Annotated in this window: 21 protein-coding genes; 15 read left to right on the top strand and 6 right to left on the bottom strand. The window is 61.0% G+C overall.

Features of this window, described 5'->3' with window-relative positions:
• The first annotated feature begins 104 nt into the window (after positions 1-104).
• The gene (fabI, locus tag AM571_RS04935) at positions 105-923 is read left to right on the top strand and encodes an enoyl-ACP reductase FabI (RefSeq protein WP_074060446.1); all 819 of its coding nucleotides are present in this window, start codon (positions 105-107) and stop codon (positions 921-923) included.
• A 28-nt stretch (positions 924-951) separates the two neighbouring features.
• Positions 952-1542, top strand: a complete 591-nt coding sequence (locus AM571_RS04930) for a histidine phosphatase family protein (protein WP_074060445.1) — start codon at positions 952-954, stop codon at positions 1540-1542.
• 7 nt (positions 1543-1549) lie between these two features.
• Here the strand turns inward: AM571_RS04930 and AM571_RS04925 are convergent, their stop codons facing one another.
• On the bottom strand, positions 1550-1810 hold the full coding sequence (locus AM571_RS04925; RefSeq protein ID WP_022716492.1) for a DUF1344 domain-containing protein: 261 nt from the start codon (positions 1808-1810) through the stop codon (positions 1550-1552).
• Between the two features lie 245 nt (positions 1811-2055).
• Here AM571_RS04925 and AM571_RS04920 point away from each other — a divergent pair, with 245 nt between their 5' ends.
• A complete protein-coding gene (locus AM571_RS04920) occupies positions 2056-5235 on the top strand; it encodes an EAL domain-containing protein (RefSeq protein ID WP_074060444.1) in 3180 nt (1059 codons plus the stop codon).
• Positions 5236-5241: 6 nt separating this feature from the next.
• Here the strand turns inward: AM571_RS04920 and AM571_RS36075 are convergent, their stop codons facing one another.
• On the bottom strand, positions 5242-5493 hold the full coding sequence (locus AM571_RS36075) for a hypothetical protein (RefSeq protein WP_132552031.1): 252 nt from the start codon (positions 5491-5493) through the stop codon (positions 5242-5244).
• 88 nt (positions 5494-5581) lie between these two features.
• Between AM571_RS36075 and aroC the strand changes: the two genes are divergently transcribed.
• On the top strand, positions 5582-6679 hold the full coding sequence (gene aroC / locus AM571_RS04915; RefSeq protein ID WP_074060443.1) for a chorismate synthase: 1098 nt from the start codon (positions 5582-5584) through the stop codon (positions 6677-6679).
• A gap of 10 nt (positions 6680-6689) precedes the next feature.
• Positions 6690-7793, top strand: a complete 1104-nt coding sequence (ribB, locus tag AM571_RS04910) for a 3,4-dihydroxy-2-butanone-4-phosphate synthase (protein WP_074060442.1) — start codon at positions 6690-6692, stop codon at positions 7791-7793.
• 92 nt (positions 7794-7885) lie between these two features.
• Here ribB and AM571_RS04905 read toward each other — a convergent pair whose 3' ends face one another.
• On the bottom strand, positions 7886-9076 hold the full coding sequence (locus AM571_RS04905; RefSeq protein ID WP_074060441.1) for a winged helix-turn-helix domain-containing protein: 1191 nt from the start codon (positions 9074-9076) through the stop codon (positions 7886-7888).
• A 98-nt stretch (positions 9077-9174) separates the two neighbouring features.
• Here AM571_RS04905 and AM571_RS04900 point away from each other — a divergent pair, with 98 nt between their 5' ends.
• Genes AM571_RS04900 through AM571_RS04890 form a run of 3 tightly spaced genes read left to right on the top strand, consistent with a single transcriptional unit; the run spans position 9175 to position 11045 of the window.
• The gene (locus tag AM571_RS04900) at positions 9175-9849 is read left to right on the top strand and encodes an energy-coupling factor ABC transporter ATP-binding protein (RefSeq protein WP_074060440.1); all 675 of its coding nucleotides are present in this window, start codon (positions 9175-9177) and stop codon (positions 9847-9849) included.
• The gene (locus AM571_RS04895) at positions 9849-10457 is read left to right on the top strand and encodes an energy-coupling factor transporter transmembrane component T family protein (protein WP_074060439.1); all 609 of its coding nucleotides are present in this window, start codon (positions 9849-9851) and stop codon (positions 10455-10457) included. The genes AM571_RS04900 and AM571_RS04895 overlap by 1 nt, the downstream gene beginning before the upstream one ends.
• Before the next feature lie 24 nt (positions 10458-10481).
• Complete coding sequence (locus AM571_RS04890; protein ID WP_074060438.1) at positions 10482-11045, top strand: biotin transporter BioY; 564 nt, start codon at positions 10482-10484, stop codon at positions 11043-11045.
• A gap of 9 nt (positions 11046-11054) precedes the next feature.
• On the opposite strand, the gene AM571_RS04885 is transcribed toward AM571_RS04890, so the two are convergent.
• Positions 11055-11456: an acyl-CoA thioesterase gene (locus tag AM571_RS04885; RefSeq protein WP_074060437.1), complete on the bottom strand. Its 402-nt coding sequence runs from the start codon at positions 11454-11456 to the stop codon at positions 11055-11057.
• 161 nt (positions 11457-11617) lie between these two features.
• Here AM571_RS04885 and AM571_RS04880 point away from each other — a divergent pair, with 161 nt between their 5' ends.
• The 5 genes from AM571_RS04880 (at position 11618) to dxs (ending at position 16664) form a co-directional block, all read left to right on the top strand.
• The gene (locus AM571_RS04880) at positions 11618-12553 is read left to right on the top strand and encodes a histone deacetylase family protein (protein WP_074063073.1); all 936 of its coding nucleotides are present in this window, start codon (positions 11618-11620) and stop codon (positions 12551-12553) included.
• A 2-nt stretch (positions 12554-12555) separates the two neighbouring features.
• Positions 12556-12807, top strand: a complete 252-nt coding sequence (locus AM571_RS04875; protein WP_022716503.1) for an exodeoxyribonuclease VII small subunit — start codon at positions 12556-12558, stop codon at positions 12805-12807.
• Positions 12808-12882: 75 nt separating this feature from the next.
• On the top strand, positions 12883-13650 hold the full coding sequence (locus AM571_RS04870; protein ID WP_074060436.1) for an SDR family NAD(P)-dependent oxidoreductase: 768 nt from the start codon (positions 12883-12885) through the stop codon (positions 13648-13650).
• Between the two features lie 72 nt (positions 13651-13722).
• Positions 13723-14646 (top strand): pirin family protein, encoded by a 924-nt coding sequence (locus tag AM571_RS04865; protein WP_074060435.1) that lies wholly within the window; start codon positions 13723-13725, stop codon positions 14644-14646.
• A 101-nt stretch (positions 14647-14747) separates the two neighbouring features.
• Complete coding sequence (gene dxs / locus AM571_RS04860; protein ID WP_074060434.1) at positions 14748-16664, top strand: 1-deoxy-D-xylulose-5-phosphate synthase; 1917 nt, start codon at positions 14748-14750, stop codon at positions 16662-16664.
• 440 nt (positions 16665-17104) lie between these two features.
• Here dxs and AM571_RS04855 read toward each other — a convergent pair whose 3' ends face one another.
• Positions 17105-19030, bottom strand: coding sequence for a methyl-accepting chemotaxis protein (locus tag AM571_RS04855; RefSeq protein WP_074063072.1), 1926 nt, complete (start codon positions 19028-19030; stop codon positions 17105-17107).
• A gap of 317 nt (positions 19031-19347) precedes the next feature.
• Between AM571_RS04855 and AM571_RS04850 the strand changes: the two genes are divergently transcribed.
• Both AM571_RS04850 and AM571_RS04845 read left to right on the top strand, forming a co-directional pair.
• Positions 19348-20094: a TlyA family RNA methyltransferase gene (locus AM571_RS04850; RefSeq protein ID WP_074060433.1), complete on the top strand. Its 747-nt coding sequence runs from the start codon at positions 19348-19350 to the stop codon at positions 20092-20094.
• Positions 20091-21341: a class I SAM-dependent RNA methyltransferase gene (locus AM571_RS04845; protein WP_074060432.1), complete on the top strand. Its 1251-nt coding sequence runs from the start codon at positions 20091-20093 to the stop codon at positions 21339-21341. Before AM571_RS04850 ends, AM571_RS04845 begins: the two co-directional genes overlap by 4 nt.
• A 349-nt stretch (positions 21342-21690) precedes the next feature.
• Here the strand turns inward: AM571_RS04845 and AM571_RS04830 are convergent, their stop codons facing one another.
• Complete coding sequence (locus AM571_RS04830; protein WP_074060429.1) at positions 21691-22443, bottom strand: crotonase/enoyl-CoA hydratase family protein; 753 nt, start codon at positions 22441-22443, stop codon at positions 21691-21693.
• Positions 22444-22445: the final 2 nt, after the last annotated feature.

Raw genomic sequence — 22445 nt, 5'->3', positions numbered from 1 at the left:
ACCCTTTGTTACGATCCCTAACAGTTGATGATGGCTCGCAATCTTGAACCGATTAACGGCCTATGCCATAGGCAATTTCCAATTGGTTCATTAGGGGGCAAAATATGGCTCAAGCAACAGGCCTCATGTCAGGCAAGCGTGGCCTCATCATGGGCGTCGCCAACAATCGTTCGATTGCGTGGGGTATTGCCAAAGCCATTCATGCGCAGGGCGCCGAAATTGCCTTTACATATCAGGGTGATGCCCTGAGAAAACGCGTCGAGCCTCTGGCTGGCGAGCTTGGGGGCGTACTCGCCGGCCACTGTGACGTCAGTGATGAAGCGAGCATCGATGCGGTTTTCGAGAACCTCGAAAAGATGTGGGGCAAGATCGATTTCCTCGTTCACGCGATCGGTTTTTCGGACAAGGATGAGCTGACTGGCCGATACATCGATACTTCGCCCGACAACTTTTGCAAGACGATGCAGATTTCCGTCTACTCGTTCACTTCCGTCGCACGCCGCGCCGAGAAGCTGATGACGGAGGGCGGCTCGCTGCTGACCCTCACCTATTACGGTGCCGAGAAAGTCATGCCGAACTATAATGTCATGGGCGTCGCAAAGGCTGCGCTCGAGGCGAGCGTCAAATACCTCGCCGTCGATCTCGGACCGAAAAACATCCGCGTCAATGCGATTTCGGCGGGTCCGATCAAGACACTGGCAGCGTCCGGCATCGGCGATTTCCGCTATATCCTGAAGTGGAACGAGTATAATGCACCGCTACGGCGCACCGTCACCATCGAAGACGTCGGCGATGTCGGTCTTTACATGCTCTCTGACCTCTCGCGTTCGGTCACCGGTGAAGTACACCACGCCGACAGCGGTTATCATGTGATCGGCATGAAGGCGGTAGACGCGCCGGATATTTCAGTTATCAAGGACTGATCGAAATCCAATCAAAACGGAACCTGCCTTGCTCATCTATGTGGTCCGACATGGTCAGACCGACTGGAACGCCGAACGTCGTCTGCAAGGCCAGAAGGATATTCCGCTGAATGTCGTCGGCCGCGAACAGGCGCGGCTGAACGGCATCGATATGGAGGAGATCCTCAGGGTCGAAGGCATTGTTTTCGATTTCGTCGCAAGCCCGCTCCGGCGCACGCGCGAGACGATGGAGATCATGCGCACGGCAATGGGCCTGCCGCCCAAGGACTACCGCAGCGACGACCGGCTGGTCGAAGTTTCCTTCGGCGACTGGGAAGGCTTCACCATTCGGGAATTGAAGGCGACCCAGCGCGATCGCATCATCGAGCGCAATATCAACAAATGGGATTTCATCCCGCCGGGCGACCATGCCGAAAGCTACGAAATCATGTCGTGGCGCATTCGTTCATGGCTGAACTCCATCGAGCGCCCGACCGTTTGCGTCACGCATGGCGGCGTCATCCGCAGCCTTTTCAAGATGATCGCCGATCTGCCGAAGCATGAGGCTGCCGAGGGAGAAATTCCGCAGGACCGAATCTTGAAAATCGACACCGCGAAAAGACTGATCGGCTGGATATAGCCTCCACTTACTGCACGATATCGAGGTCGTTGATCACCCGCTTGCCGTCGACTTCCGTGTAGAAGATCACCACTTTCACACCGGCCTTCAGCCCATCGAAGTTGAACTCCTCGGGCGCCTGATAGGTCTTGCCGTCGTCGAGCGTCAGGCTGAGGCTGCTCATGTCGACTTTCTTGATGGTCGCTTCGACGTCGGCGCTTTCGGCAAAGCTGCTGATGGGCGACAGGAAACTTGCTGTGGCCAGCAGCGTGGCAACAAAAAAACGCATCGCGGCAACCCTCTTGAAACTCGACGCAGAAAATCCGGTGAGACACAGATAAGCTTCCGAATATGGCGAAAATTGCCCGGAAGAATGGCTTTCCGCGCCTCATTGATGAATGGCATTTTAACAACAATCCTGAGCAGCCGCTAACCATTTGAGTGCTCTTGATTGCAAGCCGCAAAGATGAACCATCAGGAAATCGTAAATTAACCGGTTCCTCCTAGAGTTCCGCCGAACAGGGGGACATTTTTTTGCTTTTCCGGCTGGGCGCCAATATTCGATTGCGGCGTGTACTCAAGAACACCTGGGTTTCACTGCTGGTTTCGACCCTCGTCGCATTTATGGTCGTTGCGGTCGGCTTCACGCTCGACCGTGCAAATACTGCGGCCTATCTGCGAGAGTTGCAGATCCGCACAGAAAACGAAACGAACCTCATTCGCGCCCGCATGGCGGCACAGATCAATATGGACGTCACCGTCGTTCGCGATCTGTCCAACATGATTTCCGTGAGCGCGAACGAAAGCGTTGAAGAAATGGAGCGCCAGATCAATTGGCTGCTCATCCAGAACCCCCACTTCGTCAACATCGCCGTCGCACCGGATTTCGTAGTCGACAATGTCTTCCCGCCCCAGTCCGGCAGGAACCGCATCGGCAGGGACGTGCGTGAAATGCTGATGCTGCGCCAGTCTGTCGGGCGCAATACGGGAGACCAACAGGCCCGTTTCTACGGCCCGGTCGAGATCGGCAGCGGAAGGAATGCCTTCGCGATCTTCTTCCCGATCTTCATCAAGGAGAACGGGCAGCGCAAGATCTGGGGCGCGGTCGAAGTCACGATCGACCAGGACATGTTCTATGAGAACACTGGCCTCAAACCCGCGCGAAATAGCGAAAACCAGGAGCGTTACCCGCATCTCGACCATCTTTCGATCGCGGTGCGCGACCTGGGAACTGTGTCCGAGCAACGCGCCCTTCCCTTCTTCGGCAGCGCCGATGTGCTCGACAAGCAGCCGCTCCGCCGCAAGATCAACTTTGCAGGCGGGCGCTGGGAACTTTCGGCCGTTCCGACGACGGGATGGGACGAAGCTCCGCCGAACCAGCTTCAGCTTCGCTTGATCATCATCGCCGCCGGTTGCGTCATCATCGTGCCGATCTTCCTCGCGACCCTGCTTCTTGGCGAGCGCACGCGCAATGTCAACGAACTCGTAGCACGCGAAAAGAAGCTGCTCGAACTTTCGCAGCGGCTGAACCTGGCGCTTGATTCTTCCAACATCGGCATCTGGGAACTGCAGGATCACGGGCACAGTCTCTACTGGGACACACGCGCCTCGGGCCTTCACGGCCAGCCTTCCGGCGAGGGCAGCCATCCGCTTGAAAACTGGCTCGAGGCAATCGTGGCGGCAGACCGGCCAATCGCCGAAACGCACTTTTTCAACTGCAGCCTGGCAGGCACATCCTGCACGGCGCAGTACCGTATCAGGCTTTCGGACGGTCGCATCCGCTATCTGCGCTCGGTTGGTTCCTTCTACACGGATGCGGGCGGAACTGGCAGGACGATCGGTATCGTCGCGGACGTGACTGCAGACGCGGAGGCAGCTGACATGCTGCGCAAAGCAAAAGAAAACAGCGATATCAAGAATGCCGAGCTCGAACTGGCACTGGAGGAGCTCTCGCGCCGCGAGACTGAGCTTGCCGAGCTTTCAACCCGCCTCGATCTGGCGCTCGATTCCTACCAGTGCGGCATCTGGGAAACGACGCTCGGCACTGCAGGCTCAGTCTGGGACGAACGCATGCACGAGCTCTACGGGCTGGAACCACGGCAGGGCTTCATGTCCCAGGATATGTGGATTTCCTGCATTCACCCGGAAGACCGCGCTCTGGCGCTGGAAAGCGCACGGCATTTCAAGCAGCTCGGCGACAAGCACACGCTCATTTGCCGCGTGCCAGCCGAAGACGGCAGCATTCGCTACGTCCGCTCGACCGGCAAGGTGCACCTTACGCCAAAAGGTCAGATGAAGCTCATTGGCGTAGCCCTCGACGTCACTGAAGATGCGCTTCTGACGGCCGAGCTGAAGGCGGCAAAGGACGAAGCGGATGCCAAGAATATCGAGCTCGAACTTGCCAAAAATCGCATCGAGCACAACTCGCTGCACGATCCGCTGACGGCGCTGGCCAACCGCCGCAAGCTCGACATCGCGCTCGAAAATTTGACGTCCGGCAGCCGGTCGCAGCGGCAGAAATTCGCAATCCTCCACATCGACCTCGACCGCTTCAAGCAGATCAACGACACGCTTGGCCACGCAGCCGGGGACGCGATGCTGGTGCATGCGTCGAAGGTTCTTTCGAAGAATGTCGGCGGCAGCGATGTCGTTGCGCGCATCGGCGGTGACGAGTTCGTCATCCTCGCACTCGATGTGAGCGACGAGGATATGGCCGCGCTGGCCGGCCGGATCATCGAAGAAATGCGCCAGCCCGTCAATTTCCAGGGCTTTCCTTGCCGTTGCGGCGTTTCGATCGGCATCGCGCTTGCCAACGGTGTTCATGTCGACGCGCGCAAGGTGCTGATCAACGCCGATATCGCCCTCTACCGGGCAAAGAGCCTTGGCCGAAACCGCTTTGAATTCTTCAACCAGAACCTCCAGGCCGACATCATCAACAGCAAGCGCATCGCCGACGAGATCCTAGCCGGCATCGAGAATGGCGAATTCACCGCCTGGTACCAGCCGCAATTTTGCGCCCGGACGATGCGGCTCACCGGTGTCGAAGCGCTGGTGCGCTGGAACCACCCCACCCGCGGACTGCTGACGCCAGACAAGTTCCTGCGCATCGCCGACGAGATCAACGTGGTCCAGGCGCTGGACCGTATCGTTCTTGAAACCGCACTGAAGGACAAGATGCGCTGGGCAGCGCTCGGCGTTTCAGTTCCGCAGGTCTCCGTCAATGTTTCAGCCCGGCGCCTGCATGACGGTAGCCTCTTTGAATCGCTGAGCGACCTTCAGATACGCCCGGGCGAGCTTTCGTTCGAACTGGTGGAATCGATCTTTCTTGACGAGAGCGAGGATGTGGCGGCGCACAACCTCGACCGCATCAAGGCGCTCGGCATCGACATCGAAATCGACGATTTCGGCACCGGCCATACATCGATCGTCAGCCTGCTCAAGCTGAAACCCAAACGGCTCAAGATCGACCGCCAGCTTGTGCAGCCGATCCTCAATTCTCCGCAGGAGCGCGCGCTGGTAAGCTCGATCATCGACATCGCCCGCTCTCTCGGCGTCGAAACGGTGGCGGAAGGGATCGAGACCATCGCGCATGCCGATATGCTGCGCGATCTTGGCTGCGACCTGCTGCAGGGCTACGCTTTCTCCCGTCCCCTGTCTTTCGACGACTTCACGGCTGCCGCAGCAGATGGTGCGGCATGGCGGCTGGCTTCATGAGCGGCTTTAAATAGCTGTTTGCGATTCTGCTGCCGCTCTCTTTGGTTTACCCCTCCTTGAACGGGTGAGGGAACCTGCCATCCCCACCGCCGAGATTTCAGCAGAATACGGCATGTCCCCTTCTACCCGCAGAACGGGCAAAGGTGCTGGCAGGCGGATGAAGCGCTGCGGCATTTCCCAATGCCGATGGCGTCCAAAAGCCGCATCTGGCACAAATTGCGCAAACAGCATTTCTTCCTCACATGCATTTTCACGCAAAGAAAGGCTTTTGCCCCAACCTCATTTTGGCCTATGAGTGTCGCGCATTTTGGAGAATGGCGCGGGTTGCCGCGCGCGGTCGGAACACATGTCGCACAATACATTCGGTCATCTCTTTCGCGTAACAACCTGGGGCGAGAGCCACGGCCCGGCCCTCGGCTGCGTCGTCGACGGCTGCCCTCCCGGCCTGCGCTTCAAGCTCGAAGACATTCAGGGCTGGCTCGACAGGCGAAAGCCCGGCCAGTCGCGTTTCGTCACGCAGCGCCGCGAGGCGGACCTCGTGAAGGTGCTGTCCGGCGTGATGCTGGATGCCGACGGCGAGACCATGACCACGACCGGAACGCCGATCGCGATGATGATCGAGAATACGGACCAGCGCTCCAAGGATTACGGCGAGATTGCCCGACAATACCGTCCCGGCCATGCCGACTATACCTATGACGTCAAATACGGCATCCGCGACTATCGCGGCGGCGGCCGCTCCTCCGCCCGTGAAACCGCGGCACGTGTGGCGGCCGGCGGGATTGCCCGTCTCGTCGTGCCGAACATGAAAGTTCACGGAGCTCTCGTGCAGATCGGCAAGCACAAGATCAACCGCCATAACTGGGATTGGGATCAGGTCAACCAAAATCCCTTCTTCTCGCCCGATGCTGAAATCGTGCCCGTATGGGAGGAGTATCTTGACGGCATCCGCAAGAACGGCTCCTCGATCGGCGCCGTCGTCGAAGTCGTGGCTGAAAATGTTCCGGCCGGGCTCGGTGCGCCCATCTATGCCAAGCTCGACCAGGACATCGCCTCGCTGCTGATGTCGATCAATGCCGTGAAGGGCGTCGAGATCGGCAATGGGTTCGGCGCTGCAGAGATCACCGGCGAAGAAAACGCCGACGAGATGCGCATGGGCAATGACGGCAAGCCGCTGTTTCTTTCCAACCACGCCGGCGGGATCTTAGGCGGCATATCGACCGGCCAGCCGGTGATCGCGCGCTTTGCGATCAAGCCGACTTCCTCCATTCTCACCGAGCGGCGCTCGATTGATGCCGATGGCAATAATGTCGATATCCGCACCAAGGGCCGGCACGACCCCTGCGTCGGCATCAGGGCCGTGCCGATCGGCGAAGCCATGGTCGCCTGCGCCATTGCCGACCACTACCTCCGCGACCGCGGCCAGACCGGCCGTCTGAAATAGGAACCGTCTCATGCCTTATGACCAGAAGCGTGTCGTCGATGCCATCCGAGCCTTCGAAGCCGGCGAAATCGTCGTCGTCATGGATGACGACGACCGGGAGAACGAAGGCGACCTGATTGTTGCCGCGGTCCATTGCACACCGGAAAAGATGGCCTTCATCGTTCGCCATACATCCGGCATCGTCTGCACGCCCATGCCGAAAGAAGAGGCGAAGCGCCTGAACCTCAACGCCATGGTGGCGGAAAACGACTCCGCCCACACCACGGCCTTCACCGTCTCCGTCGATTTCAAGCACGGCACGACGACCGGCATTTCCGCCGACGACCGGACGCTCACGGTGCGCAATCTCGCCAATCCGAATGTCGGTGCGAGCGATTTCGTCCGGCCCGGCCACATTTTTCCACTTGTTGCCCGCGAAGGCGGCGTTTTGATGCGTTCTGGCCATACGGAAGCGGCCGTCGATCTGTGCAGGCTCGCTGGACTGCCGCTGATCGGCGTCATCAGCGAGCTCGTCAACGACGACGGAACGGTGACGCGGGGACCGCAGGTCATCGACTTTGCACAAAAGCATAGCCTGAAGCTCGTCTCGGTCGCAGACCTGATCGCCTATCGGCAGCGCAAGGAAACACTGATCGAACTCGGCGCCAGCTTCGAAATCGAAACCCCGTTCGGCAAGGCCAAGGCGCACACCTATTCGCTCCCTTGGGATCCGATGCAGCACCTCGCCGTCGTCTTCGGCGATATACGCGACGGCATCGACATCCCGGTGCGCCTTCACCCGGAAAATGTCGCCGAGGACCTCTTCGGAAAGAAGAGCCCGGTCGACCACTACATGCAGAAGATCGCCGAGGAAGGCCGCGGAATCATCGTCTACCTCCGTGAAGGCTCCGTGGGCGTCGGCCACTACGACAACGGCCGCAAGGCCCGCAGCCAGGGCCGCGAAGCCCACGCGCAGGCCAAGAGCCGCGAAAGCGAATGGCTGGAAATCGGATTGGGCGCACAGATCCTGAAAGACCTCGGCGTCAGTTCGATCAGGCTGCTCACCAGCCGCGAGCGACACTATGTCGGCCTGGAGGGGTTTGGAATCAAGATTTCAAAGACGGAGATTTGGTGAGAGGTTTCCGTTTGGCCAGGGGAAAGGCCGCTTGCGGGGCCGGATGCGTGGCTGGGTGAGCTCAGGCACTTGCGGGCAGAATAGCCACGCGGCTAACCCCTCCATGCCTCGACAAACACAACCTTCTCCACCCCCGCAAACTTCGCCACGCGCTCCAGTTCTGCCCGCAGTCTCTCCATCCGTCCGGCAGAAGCCTTCACGCCGGGCTCCAGCCATAGCCGCTTCACATCCAGCGTGCCCTTCTTGCGGTCGGCCTTCATGTCGATGCGGCCGATGAGCTTGTCACCTTCGAGCAGTGGAAAGACGTAATAGCCGTATTCGCGCTTCGGCTCGGGTACGAAAACTTCGATGCGGTAGAAGAAGCCGAACAGGCGTTCGGTGCGGTTGCGGTCGCGGATCGCCGGATCGAAGGGGCTCAAGACGCGAACGCGCGCTGGAGCCTCGCAATAGTCATCCACTGTCGAAAGGAAATCCGCGAAGGCCCAGGACGGGCGCGGCTTGCCACTAAGCGCCGGCTCGATCAGGATTTCGGTCAATTCGTCACGATGGGTTGTAACCCAGGTCTTCGCCTCGTCCGGCGACAGCAGATCCCAAAAGGCGGCGATTTCGCCGTGTGTCGCAAAACCGAGCCGTTCCAACGCGCTTCGGCACGCCCAATCGACAAACTCCTCGCGGCTTACTTCCGGATCGCGGAAGTGGGCGGGAATGACACGCTCGACCAGATCGTAGATCTTCTGGAAATTGGAGCGGCCGGCGATGGCGAACTTGCCGGTGTGCCAGAAATATTCGAGCGCGGTCTTGTTGGGATGCCAGTTCCACCAGCCGCCGGAGGTGTGTCCGTCGGCCTTGATCTCGCGGGCCATGATCGCGCCGTCGCGAACGACGCGCTCGTAGGTCTCGTCGAAGGCATGCTCGAAGCCCTCGCCGCGCCATTTGCGCCAGCGTTCGACGAGCACCTCTTCCTGATGCCTGAATTTGTGCTTCCAGTATTTGAAGAAGGTGCTCGGCAGGATCGAGGCGTCGTGCGTCCAATGCTCGAACAGCGCGCCGTCCTTTTCCAGGAGCGCGGTCAGGTGTTCGCGTCTATATGTCTGGTTGCGGGAAAAGAGGATCTGGTGATGCGCCCGCTCCACGGTCTGGATGCTGTCCACCTGCACGAAACCGATGTCATGGATCAGCTGCAGCAGCCCGGCCTTCGTCAGGGCGCGGTTCGGCGCAGAGCTGAGGCCCTGTTTGGCGAGGAAAACCCGGCGGGCATCGCTGTTCGAAAAGAGATTCGTCATCGGTCCATCATATTCGGGAAGATGTTCCTAGCCACCCGGTTTTGCACTTTTGACGCTGCGGCTATAGAAGCAGCATCGGATTGTGACGGGGGAATGATTTGGAAATCCGCTTCGAAGGGGCTGCAGTCACGTATGGCGCGCGGGAAGCGCTTTTGCCGCTGACCCTTACTCTCACGGAAAACCGCATCGGCGTGATCGGCCTCAACGGCTCGGGAAAGACCACTTTCGCGCGGCTGATCAACGGTCTGACGAAGCCGACGGCCGGACGCGTGATCGTCAATGGCCAGGACACGGCCGCCTCCCATTCGGCCCTTCCTGATGTCGGCTTCATCTTCCAGCAGCCGCAGAACCAGATCATCCTGCCGATCGTGCGCGACGACATTGCCTTCGGATTGAAGGGTCGCGGCTTTTCGAAAGCCGAGATCGAAGCGAAGGTTGAAGCGGCACTTGCCCGCTTCGGTGCCACCCATCTAGCAGCGCGCCGGGCGCACGAGCTTTCTGGCGGCGAGTTGCAGATCGCCGCCCTCGCTGCGGTTTTGGTGACGGGCCCCGATATCCTGATCCTCGACGAGCCGACGAACCAGCTCGATCTCAAGAATCGCGCACTGGTGCAGAAGATCATCGAGGGCCTGCCCGAAAATGCCATCGTGATCAGCCATGATCTGGAACTGGTCGCCGATTTCGGCCGTGTCCTGCTCTTCCACGAGGGCAGGCTTGCCGCCGATGCGCCGGCGGCCGAGGCAATCGCGCGCTACCGGGAGATTACCGCCTGATGCAATCGCTTTATGTCGAGGGAACCAGCATCATGCACCGGCTTCCGGCGCGCTCGAAGCTGCTTGTTCTCGCAATCCTCGGCGTCATTCTCTTCACGACCCGCAACATTGCGCTGCTTTCGCTCGGCGTGCTGATCACAGGGGCGGTCTATTCCAGCGTCGGCCTGTCTTCCGGGCAGGCGATTGCGCGGCTGAAGCCAGTGCTGCTGACGATCCTCGTCGTGGCACTTTTCAGCCTCGCCTTCAATCCCTGGCATGGTGCGGTCGTGGCGCTGCTGCGGCTGACGGCGCTGATGCTCTTTGCGGCGGCGGTGACGGCAACAACGACGATCAGCGAATTCATCGACGAGGTCACGCTGCTTGCCCGCCCATTGGAGCGGGCCGGCCTGGTGGCTGCCAACGATGTGGGACTTGCAGTCGGCCTCGTCGTCCGTTTCGTGCCCGAAATCCTTGGCCGCTACCAGGCGATCAAGGAGGCGCATACAGCCCGCGGCATCAAGGTGCGGCCCGTCACGGTGCTTGCGCCGTTGATCATCCTCACGCTCAGAGATGCGGATAATATTGCCGCAGCGATTGACGCGCGCGGCGTTCGGCGGCATGTCAGTTAACATTCTGTAAACACGGAGCCCATGATGAGCACCCGCGACCTCGTTCTCTCAGCCCTCTTTGCTGCAATCATCGTGGCGCTCGGCATTCTACCGCCGATCACCCTCGGCTTCATTCCGGTGCCGATCACCGCCCAGTCGCTCGGCGTCATGATGGCAGGCGTCGTGCTCGGCGCGCGCCGCGGTGCAATCGCCGTGCTGATCGTGCTGGTTCTTGTTGCAATCGGCCTTCCGGTGCTTTCAGGCGGCCGCGGCGGCCTTGCGGCATTTGCCGCACCGACGACCGGCTTCCTCATCGGCTGGCTCTTTGCCGCTTTCGTCACCGGCTATGTCGCCGAGCGCCTGGTGAAGTCCGAGCAGTCCGGCCTCGTGCAGACGGTCGGCTTCTTCCTCGCATCCGCGATTGGCGGCATCGTCGTCCTCTATGCTTTGGGGATCGCCTATCTCTGGGTTGCTGCCGGCGTCGGCCTGCAACAGGCGTTCGTCGGTTCGATGGCCTTCGTGCCCGGCGATGTCATCAAGGCCTTCGTCGCAGCACTCGCCGGCCGCGCCGTTATGGTCGGCTATCCGCTTCTGCCTGCGCGTGCCTAGGATCGGAGCCTAATCGACGAAGGTGTAAAGCCAGTCGCGCGTTTCCTCAGGGAGCGCGGCCGGCGACAGGTCTTCGCGATTGCGCGCTTGCCAGATGATCTCCACCTCGGCGGCGCGTTCGCCTTCCGCCTCAACGGCAATCAGAAAGCCGACGGAGCGAACGCCGATCTTGTCGACCGCGGTGGTGAACTCCACCAGTTCGTCGTAGTGCAAGGGCCGGTGCAGGATGCAGGAAATCTTGCTTGCAGTATAAATTGGCTCGCCTTCCACTTCCGGACGCGTCAGCCAGAAATTTGCAAGTACGGATTCCGCATAGGAAATATAGGACGAGATGAACATCTCACCATGCATGTCGACGTCCCGGAACGGCACACGTATTTCCGCTACGTTCGAGCGCGCCGATTTTGTCATCGCCTGCCTATCCTCACATCCCTGCTTGAAGACTAATGGCGACACAGGCCGAAGTAAACGGTGGAGGTGACATGCGCACGAAGGAGCGCCTATGTTGAAATTGCCGACATTTGCGCCATCTGGTGTGGATCATGACTGGGGCAAGCGATAAGAGTATGCGCATGAGCACCCGCCTTTACGAACACCCGATCTTTCTCGAACATGTCACCCCCGCGGGCCATCCCGAGCGGCCGGACCGGATGCGGGCAATCAACGTCGCACTTGGCCATCCAAATTTTGAAAGGCTGGAGCGCAAGGAAGCGCCGCTGGCCAATGAGGAGGCCGTGCTGCTTGCCCATCCCGAGGAACATCTGCGCTCCGTCATGCGCCAGATTCCGGAAGGAGACGGTGAGATCAACCAGATCGAGGCTGACACCTATGCGAGCCCGAAGAGCCTGCAGGCGGCGCTGACGGGCGTCGGTGCGGCGATGGCTGCGGTGGATGACGTCTTCACCGGCAAGGCCGACAATGTCTTCGTCGCCGCCCGCCCGCCGGGCCATCACGCGGAGAAGACGACGGCAATGGGCTTTTGCTTCTTCAACAACGCGGCGATCGCCGCGCGCCATGCCCAGAAACGCTATGGTGCCGAGCGAGTGGCGATCGTCGACTGGGACGTGCACCACGGCAACGGCACTCAGGACATCTTCTGGGACGACGCCTCCGTGCTTTTCTGCTCGACGCATCAGATGCCGCTTTATCCGGGATCGGGAGCGAAGGAGGAAAGCGGCAAGCACGGCACGATCATCAATGCGCCGCTTTCGCCAAATGTCGGCAGCGATCATTTCCGCGAGGCTTTCAAATCGCGCGTGCTGCCAGCCCTTGTCGGTTTCCGGCCGGACCTCATCATCATCTCTGCCGGCTTCGACGCGCATCATCGAGATCCCCTGGCGCAGATCAATCTCGTCGGCGAGGATTTCGACTGGGCGACCGGAAGATTGCTGGAGATAGCCGACAAAAGCGCCTCCAACCGGGTCGTCAGCTTGTTGGAAGGCGGCTATGATCTGGAAGGGCTTGCCGAATCGGCAGGCCTGCATGTGCTTCGATTGATGAAGGGTTGAGCATGACTGACAGCGCCAAGCCGGAGGTTTCCGGTCTTTCCTTCGAAAAGGCAGTTGCCGAACTCGAAAGCATCGTTGCCCGTCTGGAACGCGGCGACGTGGCGCTCGATGAATCCATCGAGATCTACGAGCGCGGTGAAGCGCTGAAGAAGCATTGCGAGACGCTGCTTTCGGCTGCAGAAAACCGCATCGAGAAGATCCGGCTCGACCGCGCCGGCAAACCGCAGGGCACGGAGCCACTGGACGGGGCCTGATATCTCCCAAGACTTCTGGCCGGAAGAAATTCGTCAGTCTAACATCCCCACCAACAGCACAGGGAAGAGTTCAGAATGACGGACAGGCTGAAGAGCAAGGTTGCCATCGTCTCGGGCGGTGCGACCGGCATGGGCGGCGCAGCGTCGAAGCTGTTTGCGGCCGAAGGCGCTCGTGTCGCGATCATAGACCGCAATGGCGAGGCGGCGGCGCAGACCGTCATGGCCATTAGGAATTCAGGCGGTGAAGCGGATTACTGGATTGCCGACGTTTCCGACGAGAAAGCGGTGAACACGGCCGTTGCCGGTGTCGAGGAGCGCTTTGGCGCCGTTACGGTGCTCTTCAATCATGCCGGCACCATCGTCATCAAGCCATTTCTGGAAACGACGACTGAGGAATGGGATTGGCTGCATGCCGTCAACGTGCGCTCGATGTTCCTGATGACAAAGGCCGTATTGCCGAAGATGATCGCGGCAGGCGGAGGATCGATCGTCTGTACCTCCTCCATCTCCGCCGTTGCCGCGACGCCGATGGAAGTGCTCTATGACACGACCAAGGGTGCAGTGCATATGTTTGCTCGAGCGATTGCGGTGGAATTCCGCGACCGCAACATCCGCTGCAATGCTGTCTGCCCCGGCTTCATCCGTACGCCGCACGGGCTTCGTGAGGTTGCCGACTTACAAGCGCTTGGCGTCGATGTTTCCGACGCCGCCATTGCTGCTCAGCAGGGCAGGATCGGTGAACCGGAAGATGTGGCCAGGGCGGCGCTCTACTTGGCGAGCGACGAATCCAGCTTCGTCAACGGAGCCCATCTTTTTGTCGATAACGGCTTCACAGCCATCTGACGAACATGAACCCTTTCGCGGCGGCCCGCCAGGCGCTATTGCTGGTCGCGCCCTCTTGCTCGGAGAACCGCCATGTCCTTCTTCCCCGGTAAAGACCCGCTGCCCGGTGATGCCTTCGCCTGCGACGCCATCGAGAATCTGATCATTCCGCGCACCAGCGATATCGGCGGTTTTCAGGTGCGGCGGGCGCTTCCGACGCGGCAGCGGCGGCTGGTGGGACCGTTCATCTTCTTCGACCGGATGGGACCTGCGATTCTGAAGCCTGGCGAGGCGCTGGACGTGAAACCGCATCCGCATATCGGCTTGTCGACCGTCACCTACCTTTTCGATGGCGAAATCCGGCATATGGACAGTCTTGGCACCGAAAAGGTGATACGGCCTGGCGACATCAACCTGATGACGGCCGGGCGCGGCATCGTGCATTCGGAGCGCACGCCCGACAATCTGCGTGGTCACCCGCTGCTGATGTCGGGCCTGCAGACCTGGCTCGCGCTACCGGACGACAAGGAAGAAATCGACCCCTCCTTTGCCCATACGGAAAAAAGCGAGATGCCGCTGATCGATGAACGTGGCGTGAGAGGGCGCGTCGTCATCGGCTCCTTCGAAGGCATGACATCGCCGGTCAGCGTATTTTCGGACACGCTCTATGCCGACGTCGATATCGAACCCGGTGCCAGGTTCCCCTTCGGCGCGGCCCATGAAGAGCGCGCCGCCTATGTGCTTTCGGGCGAAGTCATCATCGCCGGCGACCGCTTTGCCGCCGATCAGCTGCTCGTCTTCCGGCAAGGCGATGCGATCACCCTTGAGGCAGGTCCTGCGGGCTGTCATCTGATGCTCTTTGGGGGCGCGGCGCTGAATTCGAAGCGGTACATCTGGTGGAACTTCGTTTCCTCCTCCAAGGAGCGGATCGAGAAGGCGAAGGAGGAGTGGCGCACCGGCCGCTTCGACATCGTTCCGGGGGACGAAGAGGAATTCGTGCCTTTGCCCGAAGGATGAACTCCTTTAGGATTATGGGGTTGCGGTTCTTGAAAAGCACTTGTTTTGCCGCAATCTAATCGAATAAGCAAAGCAAGAACCATAAGAAAGAGCTCCTGCCCGTGACACATCAGCCGAAAACCCCGCTGCTCGACCAGGTCAAATATCCCGCCGACCTGCGCAAGCTCGAGGATCGCGACCTGCCGCAACTTGCGCGCGAAGTCCGAGACGAGATGATCGATGCGGTCTCGCGCACCGGTGGACATCTGGGCGCGGGTCTTGGCGTCGTCGAACTGACGATCGCCATCCACAGTGTCTTCGACACGCCCGAGGACCGGTTGATCTTCGACGTCGGCCACCAGTGTTACCCGCACAAGATCCTTACCGGGCGCCGCGAGCGGATCCGCACGCTGCGTCAAGAAGGCGGCCTTTCCGGGTTCACGCGGCGCGCCGAGAGCGAATATGATCCCTTTGGGGCGGCGCACTCATCGACTTCGATTTCCGCCGGTCTCGGCATGGCGGTCGCCGCGGAACTCAGCAAGACAGACCGGCGCGTGATTGCCGTCATCGGCGACGGCGCCATGTCGGCCGGCATGGCTTACGAGGCTCTGAACAACGCCGGCGCGCTCGACGCACGGCTCATCGTCATCCTCAACGACAACGACATGTCTATTGCCCCGCCGACGGGTGCCATGAGCGCCTATCTCGCCCGCCTCGCCTCCGGCCGAACCTATATGGGTTTTCGCGATTTCGGCAAAAAGCTGACAGCCTATCTCGGCAAGAAAGTCGACCGGGCGCTGACCCGCGCTGTCGAGCATGCGCGAGGCTACGTGACCGGTGGCACCATGTTCGAGGAAATGGGCTTTTATCATATCGGTCCGATCGATGGTCATTCCTTCGAACATCTGCTCCCGGTACTGCGCAATGTGCGCGACAACGCCGAAGGCCCGGTGCTGATCCACGTCGTCACGCAGAAGGGCAAGGGTTATCCGCCTGCCGAAGCCGCCGCCGACAAGTACCACGGCGTCAACAAATTCGACGTCATCACCGGCGCGCAGGCCAAGGTGAAGCCGAATGCGCCGAGCTATACGAGCGTCTTCGCCGAGGCGCTGGTGCAGGAGGCAACGCTTGACGACAAGATCGTCGGCATCACGGCGGCCATGCCGAATGGCACCGGCCTGGACAAGCTTGCCGAAATCTTCCCTGCCCGCTGTTTCGATGTCGGCATCGCCGAACAGCATGCCGTAACCTTCGCGGCAGGTCTCGCCACCGAGGGTTACAAGCCGTTTGCGGCGCTCTATTCCACCTTCTTGCAGCGCGCCTACGACCAGGTGGTCCACGATGTCGCAATCCAGGGCCTGCCGGTCCGTTTCCCGATCGACCGCGCTGGTTTCGTCGGCGCCGACGGCCCCACGCATGCAGGTTCGTTCGACACGACATTTCTTGCGACGCTTCCCGGCTTTGTCGTCATGGCTGCGGCCGACGAGGCGGAACTGAAGCATATGGTGCGCACGGCGGCGGCTTATGACACCGGCCCGATTTCATTCCGCTATCCGCGCGGCGAAGGTGTCGGTGTCGAAATGCCAACGCGCGGCGAAATCCTGCAGATCGGCAAGGGCCGCATCGTCAAGGAAGGCACCAAGGTCGCGCTGCTCTCCTTCGGGTCGCGGCTTTCCGACTGCCTGCTTGCGGCCGAAGATCTTGAGGCTGCCGGCCTTTCGACCACAGTTGCCGATGCGCGCTTCGCCAAGCCGCTGGACCACGGCCTGATCCGCCAGCTCGCCCGCCACCACGAAATGCTGATCACCGTCGAAGAAGGCGCCATCGGCGGCTTCGGCAGTCATGTGCTGCATTTCCTCGCGATGGAAGGCCTGCTCGAAAGTGGCCTCAAGGTCCGCTCGCTCACGATGCCCGATATCTGGATGGAGCAGGCAAAACCAGAGGTGATGAACGCCCATGCGGGCCTCGACCGCGCAGGGATCGTTTCCACCGTCTTCCGGACACTCGGTCACGGCGCGGCCGTGGGAGTTGCGGGCTGACGCCATCCGGTAGGGGCCTCACCGAGGCGGCAGGGTCAGCTGCAGGTGATAACGCGGCGCGACCTGATGACGCAGGCGTGCGATTGCTGCGTCTGCTCGATGCGCACAATGCGCAGGTCCAGGCAACCCTCTTCCTGAACCGGCTGCTTGTGGATGCGTTCTGCTGCAGCAGATTGCCGCCAATGGTGAAAGCCGGCTGAAGCAGATCGGCGGCGCAATCGATTGTCACGCAGGAGGCGAAACGCCTCACAGTCGTCGAAGGCATGGCGGCGGGGAAACGGATGGCGCCGTCCCAGTCGGCCGTGACCATACCCGGTTCGACCATGTTTCACCAAAACGCAACGGCAAGCGGATGGGCGGCTTCAATCGCATCTCGCAGGTACAAACGAGAAGGGCGGCAAAACCGGCCGCCCTTTTCTATTTCAGATCGATCAGCGATCTCAAAATTCCGTCCAATCGTCTTGGACGGCTGCGGCGGTTGCCGCCTTGCCGCCGAAGGCGCTGGCGAGCTTGTTCGTCAGCGCTCGGGCGGGCGATGCAACAGGGCGGGCGCCGGACTGCGCGGCCTTCGCACGGGGCACGGCCGCCGGTGCGGCCTGGCCGAGCTTGAACTGTTGCAGCAGGGCGTCCAGCGCGTTGGCTTCCTGGGCCAGCGCGTGGCTTGCCGCCGTTTGCTCTTCGACCATGGCCGCATTCTGCTGCGTTCCCTGGTCCATATTGTTGACCGCGGTGTTGATCTCCTGCAGGCCGATCGACTGTTCGCGCGTCGCGGTGACGATCGCACCGATATGGCGGTTGATCTCCTGGACCTCGCTGACGATCTCGGCAAGCGCCTCGCCGGTTTCACCGACAAGCGAGACGCCGGTGTTGACATGGTCGCCGGAGGTCGTGATCAGCGCCTTGATCTCCTTGGCGGCATTGGCGGAGCGCTGAGCCAGTTCACGCACCTCCTGGGCGACGACGGCAAATCCCTTGCCTGCATCACCTGCGCGGGCAGCCTCGACGCCCGCGTTCAAGGCAAGCAGATTCGTCTGGAAGGCGATGTCGTCGATAACGCCGATGATGTTGCTGATCTCGCCCGAGGATTTTTCGATCTGCTGCATGGCGGTAACGGCCTTGCGGACAACATCGCCGGAGCGCTCGGCACCGAGACGCGCACGCTCGACCAGATGACCGACATCTTCGGCGCGCTTGGCGCTGTCGCGGACGGTAGTCGTGACCTCTTCGAGAGCTGCGGCGGTTTGCTCGACGGCGGCGGCCTGCTGTTCGGTGCGACGTGCGAGGTCGTCGGCGGCGGAGCGGATTTCGCCGGCGCCGGCATTGATCGCCGAGGCATTGCGGCCAACCGCCTGGAGTGCCGACTGAAGCTTTTCAGCGGCATGGTTGAAGTCGTTCCGCAGGCTGTCGAAGTGAGCGGAAAAGGGCGTTGCGATCCGGCTTGCGACATCGCCGTTGGCGAGGTTCGAAAGACCGCCCGCCAGACTGTCGATCGCAAAGCGGATCTCGGCTGCCTCGCGGGCCTTTTCCTCGTCGGAGAGCCGGCGCTGGCGCTCGGCCTCGTCGCGCATTCGGTCAGTCTCGCCGGAAAGGCGCTGCTTTTCGATTGCGGCCTCCTTGAAGACCAGCACCGATTTCGCCATCAGGCCGACTTCGTCGCCGCGCTCGAGCGCCGGCACGTCGATATCGTTGTGGCCAGCTGCCAAGCGGCCCATGGCGAGGGTCATGCCGACGATCGGCTGCGCGATAGTGCGCGATAGAAGCCAGGCGAGCACGGCTGCGGCAAGCGATGCCGCAATGCCACCGGCGATCAGCGTGAAGGTCAGATCTTCGTTGGCGTCGAGCTGGGTTGCGGCAAATGTCGCCGACTTTTCGCGGGCGACGGCCTTGATCTTGGCGGACGCCTGACGGAAGCCGTCGAGTTGTCCTTTGGTGGCGTTCACACCGATCTTGACGACGTCTGCAATCGGCGTCTCGCTTTCCTTGCGCGCCTTGGCCTGCGGTTCGGCAAGCTCGTGGAAATAAAGATCGGCCGCCTTCTGCATGCCGTCGATCATCCCGATCAGCTCCGCCTCGCCTGCAGCTGTCTGCTTGGCGGCAGCAATCGCCTTCAGCATGCGTTCGCGATTGGCGAAGATATCGCCATAGGTGCTGTCGCTGCGGAAAAGGATGAAGCCGCGCAGGTTGACGGCCTGCTCCAGCATTGCCTGCAGCGCGTCATCGATGTGATTGACCAGGAGCTCCGATTTCTCCTGTTCGGCGGCAGCAGCAGCCGAGGCGTTCGCCTTGCTGTGCACATAGGCTGAGACGGAAATGAAGATGAGAATCAGCGCGGCAAAAGTTGCGGCAAGCTTTCCCTTCAACGACATGTTGGCGAACACCGGTCAACTCTCCTGACAAAAACGGCGAAACAAGCCGCGCGAGACGCAGCGGCAGAGCGAATGAAACTGAAACATGATCTGCAGGTGGAGGTTATGATGCCATCATGGCAGTGAACGGCCCGGGCGGACCGCTGCAATCACCGCGAAGCTACGGGCGCCGGCTTTAAATTTGCTTAATCTGTCCTGCTCAAAATTGGGGAGGAACCGTTTCCACGGGCTCTGCACTTCCTCCAAAGACCTCACTCATCTGCAGCGACCGCAACAAAAGGCTTGCAAGCAGCGGCTTTGCCGGTCATGGACTGCCGATGTCCAATCAGAATACCCAGCGCCTCGACCTGCTTCTCGTGAGCCTCGGCCTTTTTTCCAGCCGCTCGCGGGCACGAGATGCGGTAAGCCGTGGCACAGTCAAGGTCGGCGGAGCTGTCGTGACAAAGCCGGGGGCCCTCTTTTGCGAGGACGCCCTGATCGAGGTCGATGATCCGGCGCAGGATTACGTCTCCCGTGCGGCGCTCAAGCTCATTGCGGCGCTCGATCATTTCCATCTCGATCCCTCGGGCCACCACTGTCTCGACGTCGGCGCTTCGACGGGCGGCTTCACGGAAGTGCTGCTGGAGCGCGGCGCGGCACATGTGACCGCCATCGATGTCGGTCACGGGCAGATGCATCCGCGCATCGCAGACGATGCGAGAGTCACCAGTATCGAGGGGCTGAACGCTCGCCACTTGACGGCAGACGATATCGGCCGGCCAACCACCTTCGTCGTGTCGGATGTTTCGTTCATTTCACTGAAACTGGCGTTGGCGCCTGCGTTGCAAATCGCCGAGCCTGGCGCCATTGCAGCACTTTTGGTAAAGCCGCAATTCGAAGCCGGGCGCGAAGCAATCGGCAAGGGCGGACTGTTGAAGGATCCCTCCTCCGCACCTGCGGTCGCGGCCGAGCTTGAGCGCTGGTTCGTCGAAGACATGGGCTGGAAGAGCCTCGGGCTCATCGCTTCGCCGATCGCCGGCGGCGACGGCAATGAGGAATTTCTACTCGCAGGAACGAAGCCGTGAGCACCGAAACAGTCACGATCCAGAAACTCGGCGGTCAGGGCGACGGCATCGCCGAGGGCGCCGATGGCCCGATTTACGTGCCTTTTTCGCTGCCCGGCGAAAGCGTGGCGATCGCGCGCGTCAAGAACCACGGCACGATCATGTCGATTGCCAAGCCTTCGGCCGATCGGCAGGAGCCGCCCTGCCGCCATTTCGGCCCGGACGGCGTCAACGGAACTTGCGGCGGCTGCACGCTGCAGCACATGGCTGATCAGCCCTACCGGGCCTTCAAGCGGCGGCTGGTGATCGACGCACTGAAATCGAAGGGCATATCGGCTGAGGTCGGCCCACTCGTCCCCGCACATCCCGGCGAGCGGCGGCGCGTCGTCTTCGCGGCGCGCAAGACAGAGAAGGATATGCTGATCGGCTTCAACCAGGCCGAAAGCCACCATATCGTTGCGATCGACGAGTGTCCCATCTCGTCGGCAGCGATCCTTGCACGACTGCCGGCGATCAAGGCCATTGGCGCAGCGCTTGCGACCAGCGCCGAGGCCTTTCGCATATCGGTTCTCGAAACACTTTCCGGGCTCGATCTCGCCGTCGACGGGATCAAGAAAATGCCAGACCCGCAGCGGCGCAAGGCGATTGAAACCGTGCTTGGCCTTCGCGGCATCGCGCGCGTTTCGCTGAATGGCGAAATCCTGGTAGAGCCATCAAAGCCGATCATCGATTTCGGCGGTGTGCAGGTCTCGCCGCCGGCCGGCAGCTTCACGCAGGCGACGAAGCCAGCCGAAGAGGCGATGGCCGAGCTGGTACTTGCTCATGTCGGCAATTCAAAGCGCATTGCCGATCTCTTTGCGGGCGCCGGCACTTTCTCTCTTCGACTTGCCCGGATCGGACGCGTGCATGCCGTCGAAGGCGAGGAAAAGGCGCTCGCCGCGCTCGACCAGGCGGCGCGCAAGACACAGGGCCTGAAGCCAGTCAGCGTCGAGAAGCGCGATCTTTTCCGCCGCCCGCTGATGACGTCCGAACTGAAAGTCTACGACGCGGTGGTCTTTGATCCGCCTCGGGCCGGAGCGGAGTTCCAGTGCCGCGAGCTCGCCCGTTCGACGGTTAGGAAAATCGCCGCTGTCAGCTGCAATCCGCTGACACTGGCGCGCGATCTCACCATTCTCATCGAGGGCGGCTACCGAATCACCGGCGTCACGCCGATCGACCAGTTTCTCTGGACCTCGCATGTCGAGGTGGTGGCGACGCTGGCAAAATAGGCGCGCGGCTCACGCTGAGCAGCCATTGCGCTCCAGCAAGAACGTCGCGCTTGACCGGAACGGCAGCGCTGATGATGCCACTCGAGGCGTCGGTGTAGGGCTCGGTGAGGACGGGCGCTCCTGCCTTGGCTGCGTCCCGATACCAGGGGCGCTTGGGCGGATCGTAGTCTGCCGAAAGCGGCAATGACGAACTGCTTCGTCAGGACATCTGAAGAAGGTGATCACGCCGGCTGCGCAAGGCGCCTCATGCACCTGGACGACCGACCGAAAGAATCAGCTCGGCAGCCGCTGATTATTAGGGGTTTGCTTGAGACAGGCTTAAAATCCGGCAAGAAGCCCTTGTCCGACATCAGCGGCGCATGAAGGCCTCGAAAGCCGCGCGGGCTTCTGCGCTCTTCAACTGTGCGGCAAAATGCCGGGCCTCGTCATCGATGCGCGCAGTAATCTCGGCACGGTCGCCGCGGATGAGATCACGAGCAATCTTCAGGGCCTCCGGCGGCTTGAGGGCGAGTTCTGCGGCGGCCGCAAGGGTTAGCGATTCAACGTACGGCGCGGAGCAAACCTTCCAGACCAGCCCGGCATCCTTTGCCTCCTTCGCGGAGAATGCTTCACCTGCAGCGAGCAGGGCGAAGGCGCGCTGATGACCCATGATGCGCGGCGCAAGCAAGCTGGAGGCAGCTTCGGGCACCAGCGCCAGATCGACGAAGGGTGTGCGAAACTGGCTGCGGTCGGAGGCGACTGTCAAATCGCAATGCATGTGCATCGTCGTGCCGATGCCGATCGCCAGCCCATCGACGCCGGAAACCAAAGGCTTTTCGGCATTGACGAGCGCATTGAGGAAATCGAGAAGCTCCCGGCCAAGGGACCCTCCCGTTGCAGCCGCAAGGAAGTCACCAATGTCGTTACCCGCGCAAAAAGCGCCTTCCGTTCCGAGGAATACCGTCGCCCGGATGGTGATGTCCTCGTTCGCGTTCTTCAGCGCTTCGGTCATCCGCACGTACATGGCACGGGTGATCGCATTTTTCTTTTCCGGGCGGTTGAAGCGAATGATCTGCACGCCGGGATGGGCAGTGGATTGTTCAACGATGATGTGGTCGGACATGA

It is taken from the genome of Rhizobium etli 8C-3, from assembly GCF_001908375.1.
Lineage (GTDB): Bacteria > Pseudomonadota > Alphaproteobacteria > Rhizobiales > Rhizobiaceae > Rhizobium > Rhizobium etli_B.
This window is presented reverse-complemented; position numbering and strand designations above follow the sequence as displayed.

What these genes read in the sequence shown, in the direction of transcription:
- AM571_RS04895 (WP_074060439.1), top strand. Translation starts at nt 9,849, where the DNA reads ATGCAATCGCTTTATGTCGAGGGAACCAGCATCATGCACCGGCTTCCG.
- AM571_RS04885 (WP_074060437.1), bottom strand. Translation starts at nt 11,456, where the DNA reads ATGACAAAATCGGCGCGCTCGAACGTAGCGGAAATACGTGTGCCGTTC.
- aroC (WP_074060443.1), top strand. Translation starts at nt 5,582, where the DNA reads ATGTCGCACAATACATTCGGTCATCTCTTTCGCGTAACAACCTGGGGC.
- AM571_RS04870 (WP_074060436.1), top strand. Translation starts at nt 12,883, where the DNA reads ATGACGGACAGGCTGAAGAGCAAGGTTGCCATCGTCTCGGGCGGTGCG.
- AM571_RS04890 (WP_074060438.1), top strand. Translation starts at nt 10,482, where the DNA reads ATGAGCACCCGCGACCTCGTTCTCTCAGCCCTCTTTGCTGCAATCATC.
- ribB (WP_074060442.1), top strand. Translation starts at nt 6,690, where the DNA reads ATGCCTTATGACCAGAAGCGTGTCGTCGATGCCATCCGAGCCTTCGAA.
- AM571_RS04855 (WP_074063072.1), bottom strand. Translation starts at nt 19,030, where the DNA reads ATGTCGTTGAAGGGAAAGCTTGCCGCAACTTTTGCCGCGCTGATTCTC.
- AM571_RS04875 (WP_022716503.1), top strand. Translation starts at nt 12,556, where the DNA reads ATGACTGACAGCGCCAAGCCGGAGGTTTCCGGTCTTTCCTTCGAAAAG.
- AM571_RS04880 (WP_074063073.1), top strand. Translation starts at nt 11,618, where the DNA reads ATGAGCACCCGCCTTTACGAACACCCGATCTTTCTCGAACATGTCACC.
- fabI (WP_074060446.1), top strand. Translation starts at nt 105, where the DNA reads ATGGCTCAAGCAACAGGCCTCATGTCAGGCAAGCGTGGCCTCATCATG.
- AM571_RS04905 (WP_074060441.1), bottom strand. Translation starts at nt 9,076, where the DNA reads ATGACGAATCTCTTTTCGAACAGCGATGCCCGCCGGGTTTTCCTCGCC.
- AM571_RS04925 (WP_022716492.1), bottom strand. Translation starts at nt 1,810, where the DNA reads ATGCGTTTTTTTGTTGCCACGCTGCTGGCCACAGCAAGTTTCCTGTCG.
- AM571_RS04850 (WP_074060433.1), top strand. Translation starts at nt 19,348, where the DNA reads ATGTCCAATCAGAATACCCAGCGCCTCGACCTGCTTCTCGTGAGCCTC.
- AM571_RS04865 (WP_074060435.1), top strand. Translation starts at nt 13,723, where the DNA reads ATGTCCTTCTTCCCCGGTAAAGACCCGCTGCCCGGTGATGCCTTCGCC.
- AM571_RS04830 (WP_074060429.1), bottom strand. Translation starts at nt 22,443, where the DNA reads ATGTCCGACCACATCATCGTTGAACAATCCACTGCCCATCCCGGCGTG.